This is a genomic window from Lentzea sokolovensis, from assembly GCF_033949975.1.
Classification (GTDB): Bacteria; Actinomycetota; Actinomycetes; order Mycobacteriales; family Pseudonocardiaceae; genus Lentzea; species Lentzea sokolovensis.
This window is the reverse complement of record NZ_JAXAVU010000004.1, coordinates 567321-588890: the sequence shown is the minus strand read 5'-3', so window position 1 is coordinate 588890 and position 21570 is coordinate 567321. Positions and strand designations below refer to the sequence as shown.

At 68.7% G+C, this 21570-nt stretch carries 23 protein-coding genes; 17 read left to right on the top strand and 6 right to left on the bottom strand.

Translation table 11 applies throughout. The features are described from left to right. Window positions 1-1008, bottom strand: a complete 1008-nt coding sequence (locus SK854_RS08255) for a trypsin-like serine peptidase (protein ID WP_319974403.1) — start codon at window positions 1006-1008, stop codon at window positions 1-3. A 1054-nt stretch (window positions 1009-2062) separates the two neighbouring features. Here SK854_RS08255 and SK854_RS08250 point away from each other — a divergent pair. From SK854_RS08250 to SK854_RS08240, 3 genes are all read left to right on the top strand, one after another. Further along, window positions 2063-3133, top strand: coding sequence for an integrase core domain-containing protein (locus SK854_RS08250; protein ID WP_319974402.1), 1071 nt, complete (start codon window positions 2063-2065; stop codon window positions 3131-3133). Window positions 3134-3384: 251 nt separating this feature from the next. Beyond that, entirely contained in the window at window positions 3385-3897 is a 513-nt protein-coding gene (locus tag SK854_RS08245; RefSeq protein WP_319974401.1) for a DinB family protein, read from the top strand. Between the two features lie 100 nt (window positions 3898-3997). Then, a complete protein-coding gene (locus tag SK854_RS08240; protein WP_319974400.1) occupies window positions 3998-4738 on the top strand; it encodes a hypothetical protein in 741 nt (246 codons plus the stop codon). A 267-nt stretch (window positions 4739-5005) separates the two neighbouring features. Here SK854_RS08240 and SK854_RS08235 read toward each other — a convergent pair whose 3' ends face one another. Then, window positions 5006-5206: a hypothetical protein gene (locus SK854_RS08235; RefSeq protein ID WP_319974399.1), complete on the bottom strand. Its 201-nt coding sequence runs from the start codon at window positions 5204-5206 to the stop codon at window positions 5006-5008. A 590-nt stretch (window positions 5207-5796) separates the two neighbouring features. On the opposite strand from SK854_RS08235, the gene SK854_RS08230 reads away from it, so the two are divergent. From SK854_RS08230 to SK854_RS08215, 4 genes are read left to right on the top strand one after another with little or no spacing between them, the layout of a single operon-like run. After that, window positions 5797-6471, top strand: a complete 675-nt coding sequence (locus SK854_RS08230; protein ID WP_319974398.1) for a TetR/AcrR family transcriptional regulator — start codon at window positions 5797-5799, stop codon at window positions 6469-6471. 49 nt (window positions 6472-6520) lie between these two features. Continuing rightward, window positions 6521-7540 (top strand): NADP-dependent oxidoreductase, encoded by a 1020-nt coding sequence (locus tag SK854_RS08225; protein WP_319974397.1) that lies wholly within the window; start codon window positions 6521-6523, stop codon window positions 7538-7540. 49 nt (window positions 7541-7589) lie between these two features. After that, window positions 7590-8777 carry a cytochrome P450 family protein gene (locus SK854_RS08220; RefSeq protein WP_319974396.1) on the top strand — a complete coding sequence of 396 codons (1188 nt, stop codon included), beginning with the start codon at window positions 7590-7592 and terminating at the stop codon, window positions 8775-8777. Continuing rightward, window positions 8774-8983, top strand: a complete 210-nt coding sequence (locus SK854_RS08215) for a hypothetical protein (RefSeq protein ID WP_319974395.1) — start codon at window positions 8774-8776, stop codon at window positions 8981-8983. Before SK854_RS08220 ends, SK854_RS08215 begins: the two co-directional genes overlap by 4 nt. On the opposite strand, the gene SK854_RS08210 is transcribed toward SK854_RS08215, so the two are convergent. Continuing rightward, window positions 8980-9819, bottom strand: coding sequence for an NAD-dependent epimerase/dehydratase family protein (locus SK854_RS08210; RefSeq protein ID WP_319974394.1), 840 nt, complete (start codon window positions 9817-9819; stop codon window positions 8980-8982). The two genes, SK854_RS08215 and SK854_RS08210, sit on opposite strands and share 4 nt — an antisense overlap. Before the next feature lie 158 nt (window positions 9820-9977). Between SK854_RS08210 and SK854_RS08205 the strand changes: the two genes are divergently transcribed. The 3 genes from SK854_RS08205 to SK854_RS08195 are packed head-to-tail and all read left to right on the top strand — an operon-like array spanning window position 9978 to window position 12981. Beyond that, window positions 9978-11054 (top strand): TetR family transcriptional regulator, encoded by a 1077-nt coding sequence (locus tag SK854_RS08205; RefSeq protein ID WP_319974393.1) that lies wholly within the window; start codon window positions 9978-9980, stop codon window positions 11052-11054. Further along, window positions 11051-11653 (top strand): transcriptional regulator, encoded by a 603-nt coding sequence (locus tag SK854_RS08200; RefSeq protein WP_319974392.1) that lies wholly within the window; start codon window positions 11051-11053, stop codon window positions 11651-11653. Before SK854_RS08205 ends, SK854_RS08200 begins: the two co-directional genes overlap by 4 nt. Then, the gene (locus SK854_RS08195; protein ID WP_319974391.1) at window positions 11641-12981 is read left to right on the top strand and encodes a PEP/pyruvate-binding domain-containing protein; all 1341 of its coding nucleotides are present in this window, start codon (window positions 11641-11643) and stop codon (window positions 12979-12981) included. Before SK854_RS08200 ends, SK854_RS08195 begins: the two co-directional genes overlap by 13 nt. A gap of 575 nt (window positions 12982-13556) precedes the next feature. Here the strand turns inward: SK854_RS08195 and SK854_RS08190 are convergent. After that, window positions 13557-14144 (bottom strand): histidine phosphatase family protein, encoded by a 588-nt coding sequence (locus tag SK854_RS08190; protein WP_319974390.1) that lies wholly within the window; start codon window positions 14142-14144, stop codon window positions 13557-13559. 219 nt (window positions 14145-14363) lie between these two features. On the opposite strand from SK854_RS08190, the gene SK854_RS08185 reads away from it, so the two are divergent. The 7 genes from SK854_RS08185 (at window position 14364) to SK854_RS08155 (ending at window position 20412) form a co-directional block, all read left to right on the top strand. Beyond that, window positions 14364-14825 carry a hypothetical protein gene (locus SK854_RS08185; RefSeq protein WP_319974389.1) on the top strand — a complete coding sequence of 154 codons (462 nt, stop codon included), beginning with the start codon at window positions 14364-14366 and terminating at the stop codon, window positions 14823-14825. Between the two features lie 101 nt (window positions 14826-14926). After that, the gene (locus SK854_RS08180) at window positions 14927-15253 is read left to right on the top strand and encodes a lycopene cyclase domain-containing protein (RefSeq protein WP_319974388.1); all 327 of its coding nucleotides are present in this window, start codon (window positions 14927-14929) and stop codon (window positions 15251-15253) included. Continuing rightward, on the top strand, window positions 15246-15563 hold the full coding sequence (locus SK854_RS08175; protein ID WP_319974898.1) for a lycopene cyclase domain-containing protein: 318 nt from the start codon (window positions 15246-15248) through the stop codon (window positions 15561-15563). The genes SK854_RS08180 and SK854_RS08175 overlap by 8 nt, the downstream gene beginning before the upstream one ends. Then, entirely contained in the window at window positions 15550-16242 is a 693-nt protein-coding gene (locus tag SK854_RS08170) for a class I SAM-dependent methyltransferase (RefSeq protein ID WP_319974387.1), read from the top strand. Before SK854_RS08175 ends, SK854_RS08170 begins: the two co-directional genes overlap by 14 nt. Then, window positions 16239-17762 carry an FAD-dependent oxidoreductase gene (locus SK854_RS08165; protein ID WP_319974386.1) on the top strand — a complete coding sequence of 508 codons (1524 nt, stop codon included), beginning with the start codon at window positions 16239-16241 and terminating at the stop codon, window positions 17760-17762. The genes SK854_RS08170 and SK854_RS08165 overlap by 4 nt, the downstream gene beginning before the upstream one ends. After that, the gene (locus tag SK854_RS08160; protein WP_319974385.1) at window positions 17759-18970 is read left to right on the top strand and encodes an NAD(P)/FAD-dependent oxidoreductase; all 1212 of its coding nucleotides are present in this window, start codon (window positions 17759-17761) and stop codon (window positions 18968-18970) included. The genes SK854_RS08165 and SK854_RS08160 overlap by 4 nt, the downstream gene beginning before the upstream one ends. Then, window positions 18967-20412 (top strand): cryptochrome/photolyase family protein, encoded by a 1446-nt coding sequence (locus SK854_RS08155; RefSeq protein ID WP_319974384.1) that lies wholly within the window; start codon window positions 18967-18969, stop codon window positions 20410-20412. Before SK854_RS08160 ends, SK854_RS08155 begins: the two co-directional genes overlap by 4 nt. Here SK854_RS08155 and SK854_RS08150 read toward each other — a convergent pair. Continuing rightward, window positions 20409-21275, bottom strand: a complete 867-nt coding sequence (locus SK854_RS08150) for a MerR family transcriptional regulator (protein WP_319974383.1) — start codon at window positions 21273-21275, stop codon at window positions 20409-20411. The genes SK854_RS08155 and SK854_RS08150 overlap by 4 nt on opposite strands. After that, the gene (locus tag SK854_RS08145) at window positions 21272-21559 is read right to left on the bottom strand and encodes a WhiB family transcriptional regulator (RefSeq protein WP_319974382.1); all 288 of its coding nucleotides are present in this window, start codon (window positions 21557-21559) and stop codon (window positions 21272-21274) included. The genes SK854_RS08150 and SK854_RS08145 overlap by 4 nt, the downstream gene beginning before the upstream one ends. Window positions 21560-21570: the final 11 nt, after the last annotated feature.

Here is a 21570-nt window from a genome sequence, read left to right as displayed (position 1 = left end):
TCAGCCCTCGAACCTCACACCCAACGCGTCTAACCGCGCCACGACCCGGCTGATCGTGGTGCCCTGGTTGCGGAACGCCAAGCCGTCGTCGTCCGGTGCATCGTCCCAGCTGTGATGCAAAGCAACCACTCGCCACCGGTCGTCGAACACCGGCGACCCGGACGACCCTCGCTCGGTGTCGGTCCAGTACTGGATTACCTCGGGCGTCGCGTGCCGGACGAGGTTGTGGTGCATGGCGATCTTCTTCGGCAACCCGAGAGGGTGCTGGATGATGCTCACCCTGTCACCGACTTTGGGCAGCACCGAGTCGCGCAGCCGCAGGATCGGAACGTTCGGCGGCAATGGCTCGGCTGTGGCGATGACTGCAAAGTCGCCCACGCGCTCACCGGTGATCGTTTCGGCGGCGCACTTGATTTCCGTGGATGGGCGGAGCGCCCCATCCGCGTCGAGCTCGTAGCCGAACTCCGCGATCACGCCGGTCGCGGGCTGTCCGTCGGGGAACAGGACGTGGTGGTTGGAGAGCAGGGTGCTCTCGCCGATGCGAAACCCGGTACCATACCACCCGAGTCCGCCGCGCTCGACATGTAGCTTGCACACCGCGCGGGAGCGGTCCAGACCCTGTTCGAGGAACGCGACGTCGAGCAAAGTGTTCTGGCCCGCCACGATCTGGCGTTCATTGCCCGTGTTCTGCCAGTCCGGCACGGGCTCCTCGGTTGGGGCGGCGACCACCGGGGCCGCGGCGAGCAGCTCGTCAACGCGTTGTGCGAGTGCCGGTCGGTTTCGTTTGGCCGCCTGCACGACGGCAGGTAGCACGAGCTGGAGCGCGGCCTCGTTGAAGATCCCGGTCCACAGCACACGCGGGGACAGGTTCCACTGCACCCGCGAGGGGGACAGGCCGCCTTCACGGACGATGGACTCGATGTCCGACTCGCGGTAGACGGTCGCGCTGACGACGTCGTGCAGCTCCTGCAACCGCACGTCCGTCCAATCCAGCGGGTGGGCGAGCATCCTCGGCTCCATATCTTCGGGAGGGGAAATCATTCCGTTTGATGCGGAATTCGTTGCGGAGAGCGAAAGGTATTCGTCCGGTGATCCGACGGAGCATTGCGCTGCTGGGGGCGAAGCCTACACGGTGTTGCAGGAGGGACTACGGGGCCGTTGTTGCATAGGTTTACAATTCGATTTGTTCGTCTGTCAAGTCTTCACCAATGGTGATGTCGCAGTTGTACATCATCTGAACACAGTGGACCTGGAGGTGTCGGAGAAGAGGTCCCGTGGAGGAGAACCGATTTGGCTGGCAGGTCGCGCCGCCGATGTCCGGCGCCGATGTTGACCGCCCGGTGGTCACCGACCAGCCAGGACTGGCATTGTTGCCAGGAGCTGTTCCGGAGGCGGGAGACCTTCACCTGGAGACGCGGAGTCCGGACGACGGGCGGACCGTGTTGCTGGCCTTCAGCTCCCACGTCGCGCTAGTGGCGAGCACCCAAGCCCGTGGGTTCCGGTGCCGGGTACGAAGTGGGATGGGATGGCTATGCAGGCAGGGGTCGACCTAAGTGTTGCGGGACGTCGAACTGCCGGTCGAGGTGCGTCGCGTGGACAGCCGCCTATGACCGGGTTCCGCGTCGAACCGGATCAGCCCAACGCGTTCGCAACGATGCTGCGCAAGGCGACGGACGGTGCGGATCAGGCGATCGCGGTAGTACCGCAGGCGCCCAGCACCAGCTGGGCGGCACGAACAAGAAATTCGCTCAGGTATTTGAGTGCCTTATCGCTCGATCTGTGGGTTCGTGGGAAAAGTGGACGAAGTTGTTGACAAGGTCTCGACTCAATGGCGTATTCCTCGAGGCCGATTACGGGGGCAGGAACGGTTTCACCGGCAGCGGAACTGAAGACTGATAGGCAAGTCTGCCAACGGTGTGTGCCCCGACGTTGTGTGCCGGGATGTCGTGGATTGGCTTCGCTGATGTGCTGAAGCGGTAACCCTGTGGGGTGCCAGAACTCCGCACACACGCGCTGAGCTGCGGTGGTCGGGCACTATCGTTTGGTCGGCATGATCGTGGGCGTGGCGCTGCGACTGCTGTACCTCGTCTTTGTCCGGCTGGGTGGCTGGCTGGTTTTGCTAGGCCGGTCCTCGGCGGCCAAGGACATCGAGTTGTTGGTGTTGCGGCATGAGGTTGCGGTGTTGCGTCGAGGTCAGCGCCGTCCTCGGTTGGATTGGGCTGATCGTGCTGTGCTGGCCGCGTTGACGCGGCAGTTGCCGGCGTGGCTGCGACAGCACCGGTTGGTGTCTCCTGGCACGGTGTTGCGGTGGCATCGGCGCTTGGTCGCGAAGAAGTGGACCTACCCGAACCGGAGTGGTCGGCCGCGGGTTGATGAGGCCGTGGTGGCGTTGATCGAACGGATGGCGCGGGAGAACACGGGCTGGGGTTACCGCCGTATCCAAGGTGAGCTGCTCAAGCTCGGCCACCGGACGTCCGCGTCGACTGTTCGCCGGGTGCTGAAGCGACTTCGGATTCCGCCTTCGCCTACTCGGAACTCCGACACGTCGTGGCGGCGGTTCCTGCGCGCTCAAGCGGGGAGCATGCTGGCGTGCGACTTCTTCCACGTCGACTGCGTTCTCACCTTGAAGCGGGTGTACGTGTTCTTCGTGATGGAGGTCGGCACCCGCTACGTCCACATACTCGGCACCACCACCAACCCCGACGGGCGCTGGACCACACAGCAGTCTCGCAACCTCCTCATGGAGTTGGACGACCGGGCCAGCGAGTTTCGTTTCCTGGTTCGTGACAGGGCGGCCCAGTTCATAGCGTCGTTCGATTCCATTCTCGCTGACGTCGGCATCAAAGTCGTGAAGATCCCTCCGCGATGTCCGCGGGCCAACTGCTACGCGGAACGGTTTGTCGGCACGGTCAGACGAGAGCTCACCGACCGGCTGCTCATCATCAACGAGCATCACCTGAAGTCATTGCTGAACCGCTACGTCTCCCACTACAACCACCGGCGACCACACCGAGCGCGAGACCACACTCCACCACGCCCTGATCACCCAACCGGAGGCTCAGGCTGTAGAGCCGTACGTCGCCGGCGAGTGCTTGGCGGCTTGATCAACGAGTACGAACCTGCAGCTGCGTGATCCGCAGGTCAGGCACGTTGAGCCGTGTTTTGGCACCCCACAGGCGCTGGACGCGGCATGAAGCCGGGCGCTGCGCCGTCGTTTGATCACGTGTGCTCAGGCAGGATCTTCGGGTAGGCGCCGCTGTACTGGAAGAGTCCTGGTTCTACTGGACGAAGTTGACGGGGAGCGGGTGAGCCTCAGCGGGACTGCTTGTCCCATCACGGACCCAGGCCATTGAGCATGGTGCCCATTCGGCGGACCATGAGCTGGTGGACAGGCTGGCGGTGCACGACGACTTCGACCGGGTTGCTGCGGCATTTCGCGTGCTGCTCGACGGCGCCACCGACGACGAGTTGAGGCGCCGGTCGAGCGGCACGCGTTGGAGCAATCGGCAGCTGTTGTTCCACATGCTGCTCGTGTTCCTGATCATGCGGGCCTTGCTGGCGCTGGCCCGGATCGTCGCCTGGCTGCCGGACTGGTTCGGCCGTGGCTGGGCGAAGCTGCTCAACGCGGCCACGAAGCCCTTCGACGCCGTCAACTTCGTCGGCTCGTGGGTTGGTGGCGGCGTCATGCCCCGCAAGGCAATGGTCGTTCTGTGCGATCACACGGTCGCGGCGATGCATCGGCGCCTCGATCATGAGAGCGAAAGTGGTCTGGCCAAGGGGATGCCGTATCCGACCCGATGGGATCCGTTCTTCCGCGAGTTCATGACGGTGGCTGACCTGTACCGCCTCCCGGTGCAGCACTTCGACTTCCACCGCGACCAGCTCTCGCTGAGCTGATGGCGCACCACGTGGGCGGCGTTGCGACCGACGCCTCGCAGGTACCCGCAAGGGCCTCGTGCTCGATGACCGTGTTGGCCGAGGCGACTACCGTCGGTACATGGACGGCGATGAAGAGACGAGAGCTAGCGGTCAGGTCATCCACCTCGACCTCGCCTCGACCGTGGACACGGCGTTGCCCATCAAGGTCGTGATGCGTGGCTACCTGTCTACACAGCACCTCTACGCGGCTCGTTACGCAGCGGAAGACGCCCAGAAGCTGGAAGACCAGTACGCGGGCAAGGAGCCGTTCAACATGCGCCATCGCGGCCTTGTGCTCAGCGCGGTTGCGGAGTCCGTGATGTTCCTTGAAGCAGCGATCAACGAGATGTTCCAGGACGCGGCTGATGGTCACCACAACCGTCTGATCCGACTCGGTGAAGGCCCGATCATGCTGATGGCCGCGCTATGGGAGGCGACCAACAGTGGTCACATGAAGACGTTGGTGAAGTACGAGTCGGCCCTGCGATTCTGCGGTCATCCGCCGTTCCCGTACGGCAGCGCGCCGTACCAGGACGTCAAGCATCTGGTGGATCTGCGCAACTACCTCGTGCACTATCGGCCCGAGGACCTGGCGGAGGATCGGCAGCCGAAGATCAGCGGCGGTCTGCGCGGGCGGTTCCCGGACAACAGACTGATGGCAGGAGCTGCGAACCCGTGGTTTCCGGCTCACGCGCTCGGAGCGGGCTGTGCCGGGTGGGCGTGGCGATCGGCCCGCGCCTTCGTCGAGCGGTTCGCGCAGACGACCGGCGTGACCTTCAACTTCCAGATCGCCGACGTGGGAGACCCACTGCCTTCATAGAGGCTGGGTGCACGGGATTCAACTAGCAGGCGAGCTCGGCTTCCTCGTGATTGAGCCTCATGTCCGGACTCGCTCTGATTCCTTTTGAGAGGGCGCGCGATCAATTGATCAGCGCGCCGCCCCAATAGCCGCCCGTCAGCACCGCGAAGTGAGCATCGGGTCGATCCAGGCGGGAACGGAGTCGTGTGCCACCGCGCCCCAGACGTTGGGCGTATTGCCTGCTCACCGAAAATCTGACAAGTAACCCGAACGGTCTGGCGTTACCTGTCAGCGCGGCTTGGTCTGGTCTCGCAACCGGAGCACGTGGAACGGCACAAGTTGGTCGACCAGGCAGACCTTCTGCGGGCGGCCGTCGGCGTAGCCGATCTCGTAGTTGACGACGCCGAACCAGTCGCCGTCGATGCTCGGGAAGCGACCGTGAAGCCTGCCGGGGACCTCGCCGGTCATGTCCAGGCCGGTCTCGATCACGTGTCGCCGTGCACCTGCGACACGGGCGAACAGTCGATCGAGCCGGACCCCGACGCTGGTGAGTACGGCCCTCTGGCCGTGGACGGTGTCTTATGCCGAGGCCGCCGTTATGCCGATTGATCGTGGAAACGTTGTGGCAGAACGGTTCTGGCGGGGCGCGATCGACATAATCGCAGGCCTTCGAGGAATGCCATGATCGTGTCGGCCTCGGTGATTGACCCCGCCGATCGACAGGCTCGCACCGCTGAACCAGCCGACGGTCGCCTGGACGTGGTTCTTGCAGATCAGCAAGAAGGAACCAGGCGCCAGCCATTGTGGAGCGACGTCACGAGATAACGCGTTTCAGCGTGGCCGAAGCCGGTCCGCGAATGACCGAACGGACGATCGCGCACCTGTCCCATGCGCCCATCCGTGACTCCTGAACGAGCACCGTCGATGCGCGGCATCGGCACAGGTGGCGTGATGTCCATCACGTCCCCATAAGTGGAACGCGCCATTCCGCCTGCTCGGCACACCAAGCGCCGCAGCCACTCCCACGCGAGCTCAAGCGAGCAAGTGGAATATACCGTTCCACTTGCTACTGTGTCGGCATGGGCACCACGCGCTCCGCCGGATCCGACCGCCCACTGCGCCGCGACGCACAGGCGAATCGGCAGCGCGTCATCGAGGCCGCCCGAGAAGTGTTCGCGGCACGCGGAGTGTCTGCGACCTACGACGACGTCGCGCAGCAGGCCGGTGTCGGCGTCGGTACCGTGCACCGCCGCTTCCCCTCGAAGGAGCTCCTGCTGGAAGCTGCTCTCGAGGAGCGTCTGGAGCAACATGCCATCGCGATCGAGACGGCACTGGACGCGCCGACGGGCTGGGAGGGGTTCGTCAGCTTTCTGCACCGTGCCGCCGAGCTGCACGCCATCGATCGCGGTGTGCGCGACATCGAGCTCGGCGCCGACTTCGGCACGCGCTACCTCGCCCGGATCCGCGATCGGATCATGCCCGTCGTGCGGCAACTGGTCGACCGCGCCGTATCCGAGGGATCGCTGCGACCGGACGTGACCGCCGAGGACGTTCCCCTGCTCCTGACGATGATCAGCGAGGTCGCTTTGCACAGTCGTGAGGTGAACCCCGGCGCCTGGACGCGCTACCTGCGGATCGTGATCGACGGCCTGCGTACAGCGCCGGACACCTGCGATCTCGGCACACCGATGACCAGCCCAGAGGTCGAAGAGCTGTTGCGGCGATGGCTTCCCGGCATCCCACAGCGCAGCTGAACCACGCCACCGACGAAGCAATCCCCTCAACGTCCCGTTTGGATTCGGCATGCTCGCCTACGAACTCACTGGTTTCGGCGGACCGGAGGTGCTCCGCCTCAGCAGCCGGCCCGAGCCGCTTCCAGGTCCGCACGAGGTGGTCGTCGCGACTCGCGCGATCGGCCTGAACCCCGTCGACCTCCTCCAGCGGTCCGGCAAGTTCCGGTTCGCCAATCCGGCCAGGTTCCCGCTCGTGCCCGGCAACGAGTTCACCGGTGTGGTGGTAGCGGCCGGGACGGACGTGACCTCGTTGTCCGTCGGCGACGCCGTCTTCGCCCGCACGGACAAGGCACGGCTCGGCGCGCTCGCGGAGCAGGTCGCCATCGAGGCAGAACTGGTGGTGCCCATGCCGCGCAGCCTCGACTTCGTCACCGCCGCGGCGGTTCCGCTCGCCGGAACGACAGCCCTCCAAGCGATCCGCGACGCGCTGGACGTCCGGCAGGAGGACCGCCTGCTCGTCACGGGCGGCTCCAGCACGGTCGGCATGTTCGCCATCCAGCTGGCCGCGCGCACTGGTGCCTCCGTAACCACAACGGCATCGGCCGGCAGCACGTCCTTGCTGCGCGAACTGGGCGCCGACGACGTGATCAACTACCACACCCAAGCGGTCGACAGCGGCCGCGACCGGTTCGACAAGGTTCTGGACCTGGTCGGTGGAACGTCGGCCGCAGCGCTCTCGAACGTCGTGGCACGACGTGGCCGCCTGGTCACCGTGTCAGCCACTCCCACCCCGGGGTCGATCCGGCACGACTACACGATGGCCCCGTGGCGAGCCGCTCTGCTGGAGGCAGGACTCTGGCTCGCCACCCTCGGCCTGCGACGCCGCGCCCGCCGGGGCGGCTACACCTACCAATTCCTGTCCATGCGTCCCAGCGCCGACGACCTGCGCGAGCTCGCCTCGTTGATCGACCACGGCGCACTGCGTGTGAAGGTCGACAGCATCTACGACTTCGACCAGGTCGCCGATGCCTTCGCCCGCGTCGAATCACGGCGGGCGAAAGGCAAGGTCGTCGTGCGGACGACCGAGTAATGACCGGCCTGGCCGTCGTTCCGTCCACCAGCAGGCGAGAGGAAGACCCATGTCCGGCACCGAGACGGCGTCCGCGAGCTTGTTCACGCCAGAGTTCTTCCAGGACCCGCACTCCGTCCAGGCCGCGTTGCGAGCTGAGGCACCGGCCCGCGAGGTGGTCACGCCTCATGGTCACCGCGTCTGGGTGGTCAGTCGGTACGCGGAGGCCAAGGCTGTGCTGGCCGACCCGACCGTGCGGAAGAACCGTGCCTCCTCAGGCGCGGCCACAGCGCCTGACGGCGCGCCAGATTTGAGCCGGCACATGCTGTCGATGGACCCGCCGGATCACACCCGGCTGCGTCGGCTGGTGACCAGGGCGTTCACCATCCGGCGCATCGAGCTGATGCGGCCGCGGATCGAGGAGATCACCGCCGACCTGCTGGGCCGGCTCTCTCCGGGCGACAAGGTTGACCTGCTGGACGTGTTCGCGTTCCCGTTGCCCATCACCGTGATCAGCGAGCTACTCGGAGTGGAGCAGGAGGACCGCGCCGAATTCCGCCGCTACTCCAACGCTTTGATCTCGGACTCCGGTCCGGAGGAGGCTCAGGCAACCGTCAGCTGGATGGCCGCCTACTTCACGGAAATGGTCGCGGCCAAGCGGGCCGATCCCGGCGAGGACCTGCTGTCGGCGCTGATCGAGACCAGTGAGGACAGCGACCGGCTGAGTGAGCAGGAACTGGTCTCGATGGCGTTCCTGCTGTTGGTCGCCGGCCACGAAACAACGGTCAACCTGATCGGTAATGGTGTGCTGGCCCTGCTCACCGCTCCGGAGCAGCTCGAGCGGCTCAAAGCAGACCTGTCGCTGCTGCACGCCGCGGTCGAGGAGCTCCTCCGCTTCCGCAGCCCGGTCAACATGTCGACGTTCCGGTTCACGACCGAACCGGTCGTCCTGGGCGAAGTGACCGTGCCAGCCGGTTCCACCGTGCTGGTCGGGCTTGGCGCCGCCAACCGGGACGACGACCATTGCGAGCAGGCGGAGCGGCTCGACGTCACCCGTCCGCCGAGCGGGCATCTGGCGTTCGGGCACGGCATCCACCACTGCCTGGGTGCACCCCTCGCACGGCTCGAGGGCGAGATCGCGTTCCGCAGCTTGCTCACCACCTATCCGGACATGAGGCTGGCCATGCCCGCATCGGACCTGAGGTGGCGGGCGAGCGTCCCCATCCACGGGCTTGTGGAACTTCCCGTGGTGCTGTGACTACCGCGCTCACGTGGGGCGGCGGTGAGCGCCTCGCCTGTCAGGGCCTGATCCGCTCCCCGATCCACGCACGCATCCCTCTCGCGGACGCGGCCAGCGCTTTGGCCATCAGCTGCGGCCGTGGCGGTGGCCAAGCTCGTCGACGCCTGCGGCGCCTGATCGCCATCGTTCTCTCGTGCCTGGAGAACGAACCGAAGCCGCTCTAGCCTCGCGCGAACACCGCCAGCGGATCGGTGTGCTCAGAGGTCCAGCCCAGTTCGGTTTGGCCGCGCGCTGGCGTGAACTGTTGGTCCAGCGCGAACGCGTCGGCGATCGGGCCCATCTGCGTGCGGGCGTCGTCGAGTGACAGTGAGGCGGTCTTGCCCTCCAGGCTGGCGCCGTGGCTCAGCGCGGTCGCGATCTCGTGCGCCGTCGGGTCGACGCCGTCCACGCCGACGTACACCGATCCGGCCTGTGCGTTCAATGCGACGACGTACAGGTTCGCGAGGTCGTCTACGTGCACTAGCGACCAGTGGTTCGTGCCGTCGCCGATGTACGGGATCGCGCCGGACTCCTTGCCCGGCCTCGTGAAGAAGATGTCGATCAGGCGGTTCTGTCCGCCGTACAGCAGTCCCGGCCGGATCACGACGGAGCGGCCGCGTGAGAGCACCTGGTCCTCGACCTCCTTGCGCCAGGCGACGATGGCCGGTGGGTTCCAGGCGGCGTCTTCGTCCGCGATGCCGTTCGTATCGCCGTAGACCCAGGTCCCGCCGGTGTGGACGTACGTGCCCGCGCCGACGCCGTCCTGCATCGCGGTGGCGAGGTCGGACTCCGCGCTGTCGGCCTGGGCGAGGTGGATGACGGCGTCCGCGCGGCTCGCGGCGGAGGTGAGGACGTCCAGATCGGACAGACCGCCGCTCGCCGGCGTCGCGCCCGCCTCGCTCACGGTCGCCGCTGACGTGTCCGTGCGGGCGAGTGCCTCGACGGCGTGCTCGTGGTGCAGCAGGGCCGCGACGGTGGTCTTGCCGATGTAACCGGAGGCCCCGGTGATGAATACCTTCATGTCGACTTCCTTCCTCGGTGGTGCCTCCAGCCTCTGCGGAGTTCGAAGGACCGTCCAAGACCTGCTGGGTCGTCCTCCATACCCGCAGGGCATCGCACTCGAAGGTTCGGGTAATCTGGATGATGAGAACATCCCAAGTGCGTTCGGTGGGAGTGGCGATGGTTCGGCTGACTCGGGTGCAGCAGCAGGCGCGCACGCGTGCCGCGGTGCTGGCGGCGGCGAGGGAGGAGTTCGCGGAGCACGGTTTCGTGCCGGCGAAGGTCGACCGGATCGCCGACCGGGCTGAGCTGACGCGCGGCGCGGTGTACTCGAACTTCCCGAGCAAGCGGGCCCTGTACCTGGCCGTGCTGATCGACCAGATCGAGAAGGGCGCCACCGGCGAGCCGCGGGCGTCCGTGTCGCCTTCCTCGAGGGTCGACGCGCTGGGCGTGTTCGCGAGGGTCTGGCTCGAACGGCTGCCGCTGGTGGGAGACTCGGCGCCGGGCGGGCGGCTGCAGTTGCGTTCGCTGGACGGCGTGTTCGAGGACGAGCACGGTCCGGCGGTGCTGGCGCAGTTGGCGCGGCTGGAGGCGCTGCTGCTGGCCATCGCCCTGGAACGTGGCGCGCCGGCCCGGCAGGTGCGGCTGGCCGAGCTGGTGCTGACGCTGCTCGACGGTGCGGGTCATCGGGCCGAGACGTCGCCGGGGTTCGGCGATCCGTTCGACGTGGCGCACGCGTGCAGGCACCTGGGCACGATCGACCTGAAGGACACCTGGGCTCCTCCGCACCTGCCCTACGTCGCCCCAGCGCGGACGTGCGCGGATGCCTGGACCATCCCCGAGGGCCTCGTCGACCAGATCAGCGGTGATCCGGTCGACCTCGCGGACGGCCTGGTGGTGGTACTGGGCGCCGGACGTCTGGGCGTGGCGGAGGAAGCCGTCCGGTCCGCGAAGCCCGGCGAGCAGGTCACGGTGGTCGTCGTCACCGGTGACGCGGAGGAGACCGGCCGTCTCGTCCGGCTTCGGGTGAGCGATGCCGTCGGATGTCTGCGCAGGGTGTTCGCGCCCGAGGCCTGGCAGCACGTGCGGTTGGTGCTCGACGACGACGCGCTGGTGGCGTCGGCGATCGGCCTCACCAATCCCGGCGACGACACCGAGTCCGCCGTCAGCGTGCGCAACGGCGTGATCGTCGCCCGTGCCGACGGCCGCGGCGCCGGTTACGCGGCGGGTGCGCGCAGGCGGGAGGCGACGTCGTGAAGGCGAACCTGATGGTGTTGCACGCTTTGCGTTGTGTCGGCACCACTGGACTCGCCCGCGTGGCCTCGTTCACCGGGCTGGAAGAGTCCGAAGTGGAGTCCGAACTGATCGACCTCGCGGTCGCCGGTCTCGTCACGCACCACAAGGGCTTCGGCGGGTGGGCGCTGACCGAGTCCGGCCGGGCCGCCGACGCCGCCGGGACCAAGGCCGAGCTGGAGGCGGCCGGGACGCGCCCCGCGCTGGCGGAGGCGTTCGACGCGTTCCTCGTGCTCAACCCCGAACTGCTCGACCTCTGCACGGCGTGGCAGGTCCGGTCCGTCGACGGCGTCATCAACGACCACACCGACACCGTCTACGACGCCCGAGTTCTCGGCCTGTTCGCCGACTTCCACGCCCGCGCCGTAGTGGTGATCGCCGCACTGGCCGCCGCCGTTCCGAGGTTCGCCCGGTACGAACCGCGCCTGGCCGAAGCCCTGGCCCGCGCACAGGCGGGAAAGCTGGAGCACCTGGCCGACACCATCGACTCGTTCCACACGGTGTGGGCCGAGCTGCACGAGGATCTGCTCGCCACGCTGGGGATCGCGCGATGGAGTGGGTGAGGCACCTCTCCGCCGAGCTCGCCGAACCGCCGGAAGTGTTGGGAGGCAAGGCTCACGGCCTGGTGCTGCTGCACCGCCTCGGCCTGCCCGTACCCGCCGGTGTAGTCGTCACCACCGAGGCCTGCCGCGCCTTCCTGCGCGACGGCGAACTGCCGGACGGGTTGTCTGACGAGCTGGCGACGTCCGTCGAGACGATGGGAACGCCGGCGTTGGTCTCGGTGCGCTCCGGGTCCGCCGTGTCGATGCCCGGCATGATGGACACGATCCTCAACCTACGCCCCACTTCCGAGGTCCTCGACGAGGCACTGAAGTCGGTGTTCTCGTCATGGGAAACGCCCCGTGCGCGCACCTACCGCACCCTGCACGGCATCCCGCACGACCTGGGCACGGCCGTGATCGTGCAACGGATGGTGTTCGGCGACCGCGACGACCACAGCGGCTCCGGCGTCGCCTTCAGCCGCGACCCCGACACCGGCGAGAAAGTGCCGTTCGGCGAGGTCCTCTTCGGACACCAGGGCTCCGACGTGGTCTCCGGCCGCGCGCTGACCAACCCGCTGCACGCCTTGGCCGACCGCGAACCGTTGGTGTGGCACGACCTTCTGGCCGCGCTGTACCTTCTCGAACAGCACTACCGCGACGCCTGCTACGTCGAGTTCACCTTCGAGGCGGGCAAGCTCTGGCTGCTCCAGGTGCGGCCGGGCCGCTTCACCGGAGCCGCCGCCGTCCGCCTGGCCACGGACCTGGTCGACGAGCGCATGATCGACCGCGACGCTGCCCTGCTCCGCGTCTCGCCCCAGCACCTCCGGCACGTCCGCACGACCCGAATCGCCTCAGATGCGAATGTCATCGCACGCGGGCTGGGCGTGTGCCCGGGAGTGGCGTCGGGCCGGGTGGCGTTCACGGCCGACGAGGCGGTCCGCATGGCCGCCGACGGCCCGGTCGTCCTGGTGCGGCCGGAGACGTCACCGGACGACATCCGCGGCCTGGCGGCGGCCACCGGCATCGTCACCGCGCGAGGAGGCCCGGCGAGCCACGCGGCCGTCGTCGCGCGCTCGATGGGCAAACCGGCCGTCGTGGGGGTCGCCGACCTCGTCGTGGGCACCGACTCGGTGACGGTGGGTGGGCACACCGTCGGAGTGGGGGCGACGGTCACCATCGACGGGACTAGCGGTGCGGTCGTCGTCGGTTCGGCGCGGGTCGTGACGGCCGGGGCGGACGAGCACCTGCACCGGTTGCTGAGGTGGGCCGACGAGGTGTCGGGGGACTGGTCGGAGCGGGAGGAGGCCGAGCGCCTCGGCGCGGCGCAGGCGGTGCTGCGCCAACGGTAGGACTGGCCACGCCCGTGAGTGTGGCGTGTGACGGCGTTGGTCGGGTGCGTTACACGTTGTGAGGGCGGGTGCCTGGGGTACCTGCAGGCGGTGCTCCGGCGAGGACAGGGCGGATCACCCCGCTGCGCTTGAGGGCGTGGCCTCGTATCGGTCAGGTGCGCGCCATGTCGTGGGTTCGAGCGACCGGGTGCCGTGCGGGCCTCGTTCCAGAGAAGCTCGCGGTCGTAGATCGGATGGGCGATCGCGTGGCAGCGTGGCGGTCCGGTGCGTGGCCCGCTGTGGAGGCGAGTGCTTGGGTGCCGCGCTGGCCGTGTTAGGCGGGACAGGGCGGGTTGTGCCCGTACGTTCGGGACGCGGACTTGCGTCGCTGGGTGCCCGGCCTGCCCGTGTGGACGTGCCGGCGGTGGGGTGTGCGGCGTGCCGTGGGTCAAGTGGCTGGTGCCGTGGAGGCCTTGTCCCAGCGAAATTCGCGGTCGTAGGTCGGAAGGCGGCTGCGGGCGCCGGTTGCGGAGTGGGCGGACGACGCGCCTGGGACCGGGCCGAGGTGGAGGCCGTGGTTCAGCGGTGGTCTGGTCTCAAGGTCGGGTGCCTGGACCGAAACCCGTCCAGCGCAGCTCCGCCGGGAGGTGGCTCATGTCGTTGTACAGCAGCAAGGTCGGCGGTGTGCCGTCGCGGAACTGGAGGGCTGTCAGGGCGGTGTTGCCGCAGCTCATCGCCAGCCAGCGGTCTGCAGGCGCCTCCAGGGCGTGTCGGACCAGCCAGGCCACCTGGTAGGCGTGGGTGACCAGGACCTCGTGTGACTCGGTCTCGGTGGGGTGGGCGAACCGGGTGGTCAGGGATTCCGCGAGGTGTGCACCGGCGGCTGCCTCCGTCGCGTCGAAGCCGTCGAAGAAACCCGCCCACGCGGGTGGAGGGGTGGCCGGTACGTGGGGGATGTGGTCTACCAGTTCGGGCGCTTCGCCCACGGGGGCGTTCGTCAGGTGTTCGCCCAGAATCTGCGCGGTGCTTGCTGCTCTGGACAGGGGTGAGTGCCACACGGCGTCGATCGGCAGGTGGGCCAGGCGCTTGCCGAGGAGGTGTACCTGTTGTTCGCCGGTGCTGGTCAGCTCGCCGAACGGGTCCGCTGCGCCGTGCCGCACGACGTACAGGTGTCGAGTCGCCATGTCTCTCCCAGGTTGTGAACATCCGGATGGTAGCAACATCCGAGTTGTCGAAGGGAGTCGATAGCCGTATCGAATGCGCTGCTGCGGACGGGTGAACTGCCGGCCACTCGTCATGCAGCGTGTTTGAGGCCGTTCGACCATTGCGGAGTTGTAGTGACACAAAAGTGGAGCGCGGGGCGCATTCCAGTCGGGGCCGACTGTGGAGGAGGCAGGGAGTCGATGCAGCGGCTCGACGACGTTCAGGCCAGGGAAGTGACCCTGGCCGCGGTGGGCGCGATCAACAGGCGTGATCACCGGTGGTCCATCGAGGCCGTGCGGTGCCTGGCATCGGACGAGCGGTTGAGGATGGTCGCGATCGACACGTGCGCGGCGATTCTGCTGCGCGGAGTTCCGCGCGGATCGCTCGATCCGTCCGTCCGCATCCCGGTCTCCGTGCCGGCGACGCCGGGCGAGGAGATACCCGCGCAGGCGGCCGAGGTGGCTTCGGAGGTGCTGAGCGCCCTGGCTTGCGGTGACGACGGACGTGTCGTGGTGGCGCTGGGGGTGCTGTCGGAGGAACAGCGGTTCGACGCGCTGCTGGTGCTCGTGCGCGCCGCGGCGGCGTGGATCGACACCTACGTGGGCATCGACGGTGACACGGTGGACGCCTACTACGCGATTTCCAAGGCGGAGACGACCTGACAGGCAGTGGAACCTCGCTCCGCCAACGAATCGCGTGAAAGTCCGCTCGCCGTTGTGCAGACTCGCCGCGCCGCCCATACGGTCGTTGCGGGAGGTCGGTGATGCGAAGCCAGTACGAATACCTGGTGGTGCTGGGCGTGTGCGTGCTCATCACGTTGCCGCTGGAATGGATGGGACGCGGTGTCTACCGCCGTGCTCCCGATCTGGCGCGCGCCGTCGCACCTGTGCTGCTCGTCCTGGCGGTCTGGGATGTCGTCGCCATCCTGCGCGGGCACTGGAGCTTTCACCCCGAGGCGACGACGGGTGTGCTGATCGGCGGGGTGCTGCCGATCGAGGAAGTCCTGTTCTTCCTGGCGATCCCGCTGTGCGCGGTGCTGACCTACGAGGCCGTGCGCGGGCGTTCGGAACGTTGGTTGCGTGATGGTTGAGGAGTACTCGCTCGCCGCGATGGCGGCGGTCGTCGTGGTGCTGCTGCTGGAGTTCTGCTTGCTGCGCACGGGGTTGTTCACCCGGCCCGCCTACTGGATCACCATGGTGATCGTGCTCGGGTTCCAGGTGCCGGTGGACGGATGGCTGACGAAGCTCGACGCGCCCGTCGTGCTGTACGCGGACTGGGCGATCAGCGGGGTGCGGGTGCCGTGGGACATCCCGGTGGAGGACTTCCTCTACGGGTTCGCCATGGTCACCGCCGTGTTGTTGCTGTGGGAACGGGGAAGGGTGGCGCGTGAACAAGCTTGAGGTGCCGGCGAAGTTCGACCGCGCGGCGCGTGGTTACGACTTCCTCGTCGGGCTCAATCCCGGCTATCACCAGGCGCTGCGCCGGTCCGCGAGAGCGCTCGGCCTGCGCCCCGGGATGCGGGTTCTCGACCTCGGCTGCGGCACGGGCGCCTCCACCGCCGCCCTGGTCGCCGCCGCGCCCGGAGTGGACATCGTCGCCGTCGACGCCTCGGCGGGCATGATCGAGCGGGCGCGGGAGAAGCGCTGGCCGACGACGGTGAGGTTCGTGCACGGCCGGGCCGAGGACGTGGACGAGGGGCCGTTCGACGCGGTGTTCGCCGCCTACCTGGTCCGCAACCTGCCCGAGCCGGACGCGACGCTGAGCCGGCTCCGCGACACGCTCAAACCCGGCGGAACGCTGGTGCTGCACGAGTACTCGGTGCGTGACTCGCTGCTGAGCACGGCAGTGTGGACGGCGCTGTGCGGGTTCATCGTGCCGGCGGGGTGGCTGGCCACCGGCGACCGCTCGCTCTACACATACCTGTGGCGCAGCGTGATGGACTTCGACGGGGCGACGGCACTGCGGGACCGGTTGCGGCGCAACGGCTTCGTCGGCGTGCGCAGCGCGCCGGTGCCGGGCCTGCAGCTCGGCGTGGTGCACACCTTCCGCGGCCACGCGCCGGAACAGGAGCAGCGGTGAGGGATCGCAAGGCCGTGCGGATCCCGGCACCGGCCGGGCGGGCGCAGTTCGAAGGGGACGCTCCCGTGGTCGCCGTGGTGGGCGGTGGCATCGCCGGGCTCTCCGCGGCGACCCTGCTCGCCGAACGCGGGGCGCAGGTCGTGCTGTGCGAACGGGAGAACTACCTCGGCGGACGCGTCGGCGGCTGGAGCACCAGACTCGCGGACGGCAGCGACGCCACCATGACGCGCGGCTTCCACGCGTTCTTCCGGCAGTACTACAACCTTCGCTCCCTGCTCAAGCGCGTCGACCCGACTGGACGTGCCCTCGTCGGACTGCCGGACTACCCGCTGCAGCACGCTTCGGGCCATCGGGACAGCTTCGCGAACCTCCCGACGGCCGTGCCGTGGAACGCGCTGGCCTTCCTCCGCAGCAGTCCCACGTTCCGCTGGCGCGACCTGCCCGACGTGAACGCGCGGGCCGCGCTGTCGCTGCTCGACGTGTCGGTGCCGCGGGTGTACGAGGAGCTCGACGGCATCGACGCCGCGACTTACCTGGAACGCATCCGTTTCCCGGAGGCCGCGCACGCCCTCGCCTTCGAGGTGTTCTCCCGCAGCTTCTTCGCCCACCCCACCCGCATGTCGGCCGCCGAGCTCGCGGTGATGTTCCACATCTACTTCCTCGGCTCCGACGAGGGGCTGCTGTTCGACGTGGCCGCGGATCCGTTCCCGCACGGGCTGTGGGAGCCGCTTCGCCGCCACCTCGCCCTGCTGGGCGCGACGGTGTGCACCGGCGTCGAGGTCGGGTCCGTGCTGCCGGGCGAGCAGAAGCGGTTCTCCGTCACCATCGGCGACGGCGCGATCGAGGCGGACGCCGTGGTGCTCGCCGCGGACGTCAAAGGCCTGCGGGCACTCGTCGGCGAGTCGCCGACGCTCGGCGACGCCGCGTGGCGCGAGAAGGTCGGCGGGCTGCGGACCGCCCCCAGGTTCCTGGTGTCGAGGTACTGGCTGGACACGCCTGTGGACCCGGACCGGCCGGGCTTCCTCGGCACCGGCGGGCACGACCTTCTGGACAACATCAGCGTTCTCGACCACTACGAGCACGAGGCACGGGCGTGGGCGGCCCGCACGGGCGGCTCGGTGGTGGAACTGCACGGCTACGCGCTTCCGTCCGATGTGGACGAACGGTCGGCGCGCGCCCGGCTCTGGGAGCAGCTCACCGAGGTCTACCCGGAGACCAAGCGGGCAGGGGTCGTCGACGAACGGCACGAGCTGCGCGAGGACTGCCCGCTGTTCCCCGCCGGGGGCTACGCGAACCGGCCGGGAGTGCGGACACCGGACGACTTCCTGGTGGTCGCGGGCGATCTCGTGCGCATCGACCTGCCCGTCGCACTCATGGAACGCGCCGCCACCACGGGGTTCGCCGCCGCCAACCACCTGCTGAGCCGCTGGGGCGTCGCGGGCACCGAGCTCTGGACCGTGCCGGCCGAGGGCCGCGTGCCGCTGCTGCGCTCGGTCGCCCGACGCTGGAGGACGCTGTGATCGTCGTGGTGGGAGCCGGTCTGGCGGGCCTGAGTGCCGCGTTGGAGCTCAACGCGGCGGGCGTCGAGGTCACCGTGCTGGAAGCGGGGGACGAGGTCGGCGGCCGCGTGCGGACCGACGTCGAGGACGGCGTGCGGTTCGACCGGGGCTTCCAGATCATGCTGCCCGCCTATCCCGAACTGGAGCGGCTCGGGCTCGATCCGTTGCCGTTGCGGCACTTCAGGCCGGGCGCGTTCGTGCACGACGACGGCAGGCACGACCTGCTCGCCGATCCGCGCAGCGGGCCGTCCGCGTGGGACGGCTTCCTGCGCCAGCACGTCCTGGGCGTGCGGGACGTGGCGGCGGTGGCCCGGTTCTCCGGCCCGGACGCCTTCGGCCCGGCGCGGCCGTTGCTCACCGCGCAGGACCGCACGACCTGCGAGGAACTGCGGCGGCTGGGCGTGTCCGACCGCGCGGTCGAGGCGGTGTTCCGGCCGTTCCTGTCCGGCGTGTTCCTGGAACGGGAGCTCAGCACGTCGTCGAGGTTCTTCCACCTGGTGTGGCGCAGTTTCGCCCGAGGCGGCGCCGCGGTGCCCGCGCTCGGGATGGGGGAGTTGCCGAAGGCGATGGCGGAACGCCTGCCCAGGGACGCCGTCAGCCTGCAGACCGCCGTGAGGGCCGTTCACGACAACGGCGTGGACCTGGAGGAGGGCGGCCGGATCGCCGCCGCCGCCGTGGTGGTGGCGACGGACGGCACGACCGCGGCCCGCCTGCTGCCGGGTCTGACCGAACCTCGCTGGAACGGCGTGACCACGTGGTACTTCCGGCCGCCGAGGTCACCGCTGCGCGACGGCTGCCTGGTCGTCGACGCCGGTGGCGGGCCGGTCGTGAACACGGCGGTGATGTCGGAGGTGTCGCGCCCGTACTCGCCGCACGCTCCACTGGTGCAGGCCTCGGTGCTCGGCGACGCCGACGAGCAGGCCGTCCGGGCTCACCTGGATCGCCTGTACGGCACGGACACCAGCCGGTGGGAGGTGCTGCGGCGGTACGACATCCCGCACGCGATCCCCGCGATGAGGGCGCCGCACCGGCTGAAGCAGTCCGTTCGTGCGGGTGGTCGCCGGTACGTCTGCGGTGATCACCGCGACACCAGCTCGATCCAGGGAGCACTCCACTCGGGACGCAGAGCCGCGCACGCCGTGCTGGCCGACCTGCGTGGTGATCAGTGACGACGTTGCTGCTGTTCGGCGACCAGCTCGGACCGCAGTTCCACTCCGGCCACGACGAGATCGTGCTGATCGAGTCGGCCGCGGCGTTGCGCCGCAAGCCGTACCACCGGCAGAAGCTGCACCTGGTGCTGTCCGGCATGCGCCATCTCGCCGCCGAGTACCCCGATCGCATCACGCTCGTGCGCGCGAACACGTACGGCGAAGCCATCCGCGACCTGGACCGCCCGCTGGCCGCCTACCAGCCGGGTTCGGCCGCCGCGCACAAGATGCTGACCGAACTCGGGGTGGAAGTCCTCCCCACGCCCGCCTTCGCGTTGTCCCGCGAGGAGTTCACCGCGTGGGCGGGGCCGCGCGAGCGGTTCCTGATGGAGGACTTCTACCACTACCAGCGCACCCGCTTCGACGTGCTGATGGAGGGCGACGTCCCGGTGGGCGGCCGGTGGAACTTCGACACCGAGAACCGCGAACCCCCGCCGAAACGCGGGCGGCTCGGCGTTCCGGCGCCGTGGTGGCCGGAAGAGGACGAGATCGACGCGCGGGTGCGTGCCGACCTCGACGCGATGGATCTGCCCACCGTGGGCAGGGACGGTCCGCGCCGCTTCGCCATCACGCGAGAGGAAGCGCTCACCGCGCTGGAGGTCTTCCTGCGCGACCGGCTCCCTCACTTCGGCCCGCACGAGGACGCCGTCCTGACCAAGGACTGGACGATGGCGCACTCGCTGCTGTCGGTGCCGCTCAACCACGGACTCCTGCACCCGCTGGAGGTCGTCTACGCGGCGGAGGACGCCTACCGCGACGGTGCCGCACCGCTCGCGAGCGTCGAGGGGTTCGTCCGGCAGGTGCTCGGCTGGCGTGAGTACGTCTGGCACCTGTACTGGCACCTCGGTCCGGAATACGGGCGGCGCAACGGTTTCCGCGCCACCGCCGGGCTGCCGTCGTGGTGGGCGGAGCTGCGGCCGGCCATGGTGCGCGCGGCGTGCCTGCGGACCGCCCTGGAAGGCGTTCGCGACCACGGCTGGGTGCACCACATCCAACGGCTGATGGTGCTGGGAAACCACGCGCTGCAACGGGGTTACGACCCCGCCGCGCTCAACGACTGGTTCGTCACGTCCTTCGTGGACGGCTTCCCATGGGTGATGCCAGTCAACGTCATCGGGATGAGCCAGCACGCGGACGGCGGCGTGATCGCGACCAAGCCGTACCTGAGCGGCGGCGCCTACCTCAACCGGATGACGGACCACTGCGGCACGTGCTGGTTCGATCCGAAGCGGCGCACGGGCGACCGCGCGTGCCCGTTCACCGCCGGGTACTGGGCGTGGCTCGACCGGCACGAGAACCAGGTGAGCGGAAACCACCGCATGGCGCGGGCCGTGCAGGGGCTGCGTCGCATCGCGGAACTGGACGAGGTGCGCGTGCGGGAGCGTGACCGCGAAGTGTTCTAGGCACCGGTGCGGTCCACGACCAGCTGGATCGCCTCGGTGAGCGTCGCCGGCCGATGCACGAACGGCGGCAGCTCCAGACCGTCCCACCCGGCGCCCGCGACCGCGAGCACCGTGCCCGGTCGCGCTCCGAGTTCCTCCAGCGGCACCCGGAGCGCCAGTTCTGGCCGGTGCGCCCAGACCAGCGCGACGGCGGGCCGCAGACGGGTCACCGCGTCGTACAGGGCGTCCGCCGGCACTCGGGCTCCGAGGTTGCGCCACCCGCGGCCGTGTTCGGACAGTGCCGCGCCGAGCGCCTCCAACGGCAGCCAGTGTTGTTCGTCCGGTGCGCACGACAGCAGCGCGGAGAGCACGCCGGGGCTGCTCACGCGGGGGATCCCGCGCAGGGCGAACAGCACGCTTCCGCTGGCGAGGTGCTCGATCTCCACGCCCTGGCCGGTGTCGGCGACCAGTTCGCCGAGTTCCACGAGCGCGGGGACGAAGACGGCCTCCCAGGCGGAGACGACGCCGTGGTCGGTGATGAGCTTCTCGGCGAGGTCGGACATCATCGGCTCGTCGAGTCGTTTCGCCGCGGCGAGGAAGCTCCGCCGTGCCAGGACCGCGTCCTCGGAGCCGAGCGGGGAGAGCGGGAGGCTCGGGCGGGCCGCCGGTTTCTGGCGCGCCAGCACGGCAGCGGCGGCCGCCGACACGCCCTGACCGGTCAGCACCACCATTCTGCGCAGCACGTCGACGTCCGCTTCCTCGTAACGGCGGTGGCCGCCGTCGGTGCGGATGGAGGGACCCAGCCCGTAGCGCTGGTCCCACGTCCTGAGCGTGGTCGGGGCGATGCCGAGCATCCCCGCCACCGCGCGCGGTGTGTAGGTCACGTCCTACGGGCACGTTTCGCGAGAATCGCCCTCAACTCACTTTCCCCGAGTCCGCCCCAGATGCCGAAGGTCTCCTGGACCTCCAGCGCGTGCGAACGACATTTTTCCATGACCGGGCAGCGCTGGCAGATGGCCTTGGCCGCTGCCTCGCGCCGGTCTCGCGCCGAGCCCCGTTCGTTGGGCGTGTGGAAGAAGTAGGCGCTGTCCATTCCGCGGCACAGGCCTTCGAGCTGCCAGTCCCACGACTCCGCGACCGGCTGGGGCAATCGTGACAGTTCGGGCATGGCACGTCCTC